Origin of the sequence: Candidatus Acidianus copahuensis, assembly GCF_000632495.1 — an archaeon.
Taxonomy (GTDB): Archaea; Thermoproteota; Thermoprotei_A; order Sulfolobales; family Sulfolobaceae; genus Acidianus; species Acidianus copahuensis.
Genome location: NZ_JFZT01000026.1, coordinates 1 through 1,081 on the forward strand (window position 1 = coordinate 1; position 1,081 = coordinate 1,081).

The following is a 1,081-nucleotide window of genomic DNA, read 5'->3' on the forward strand; positions in this document are numbered from 1 at the left end:
AACTTTCTCTCCATCTATTACTTCCTTTTTACATCGAAATCATCTTTTTTGTTTATTGTGTAAACTGCTAACAGTCCTTCTTTCCCCATTAAATTTTTGTCTTTAAAGCTATCGCCATCAACTCTAAACACATCATATATTAACAGCTTTCCATCAACGTAAATCTCAGTAACTGATCTAATCTTTCCAGAACTAAACTTTTCCTTATGCATTTTTCTACCTAGAATGTAGGCCTCAACAATCTTTCCTTTGTTGAGGAAGAATTTATTCGTGATCTCAGCTGAACTATCATTGTAAAACAAGTATGGATGAAGTAACCAATTTATCCTCTTCCCTCTTCCTTCAACTTTTATTTTGATGTTACTTTTTGAGGATATCTTAGTAAAAGCTTGATCTTCTACGATAATGTTTCCTTCTGATTCAACTTGAATCTCTAGGTAGTCATTATGGGCTAAAGCCTCTGATGGATTAGCTATCATGATCGTCTCCCCAACTAGAAAAGCATTAAGTGGACCTTCTCTTTCTATTATTCCGTTAGTTCTCACTTTATAATCATCCAGTAGAAACCCTTGGTACAATTTCAGAATACATTGATGGCATTTCTATACAAGGACAGGATATAAAGGGTAATGAAGAGTTTGACTCGTTAATAATAATGGGAGGGCCACAAAGCGTATATGAATCAGAAAATTATCCGTATATAAGGAAAGAAATGGATCTTGTAAGAAAGGCATATACTAAAGGAAAGAGAGTCCTCGGTATATGCTTAGGTTCACAGATAGCTTCAGAGGCATTAGGAGGTAAAGTGATAAGAGGTCCATATGGATCGGAAATTGGTGTACAAAAGGTAAGAACGATAGGAAAATTTCCTTTTTAGGAGATGAGATTAAGGTCTTCCAAATGCATAGCGATACTTTTTCTCTCCCTCCAGGAAGTGAACTTTTAGCTTATAGTGAGAAGTACTTTCAGGCCTTTAAAAAAGGGAGTGTCTTAGGAATACAATTTCACGTCGAGGTTACTCCAGAAATTGTGGATAAGTGGGTTTCAGTATATGGAATGAACAAGGAATTAGTAGACCAGG

General features: G+C 35.6%; 2 protein-coding genes and 1 pseudogene. 2 read left to right on the forward strand and 1 reads right to left on the reverse strand.

What is annotated here, in order from left to right:
• Nucleotides 1–17 precede the first annotated feature (17 nt).
• Entirely contained in the window at nucleotides 18–545 is a 528-nt protein-coding gene (locus CM19_RS03815; RefSeq protein WP_052349444.1) for an urease accessory protein UreD, read from the reverse strand.
• 110 nt (nucleotides 546–655) lie between these two features.
• Between CM19_RS03815 and CM19_RS13285 the strand changes: the two genes are divergently transcribed.
• Together CM19_RS13285 and CM19_RS13290 are read left to right on the forward strand one after the other, a co-directional pair.
• Entirely contained in the window at nucleotides 656–877 is a 222-nt protein-coding gene (locus CM19_RS13285) for a glutamine amidotransferase-related protein (protein WP_052349445.1), read from the forward strand.
• A gap of 23 nt (nucleotides 878–900) precedes the next feature.
• Nucleotides 901–1,081, forward strand: a pseudogene (locus tag CM19_RS13290) (GMP synthase); the annotation flags it as partial.

Bases quoted from the DNA above. Each gene is read 5' to 3' on its own strand.
- CM19_RS13285 (WP_052349445.1), top strand. From the start codon at position 656: ATGGGAGGGCCACAAAGCGTATATGAATCAGAAAATTATCCGTATATA.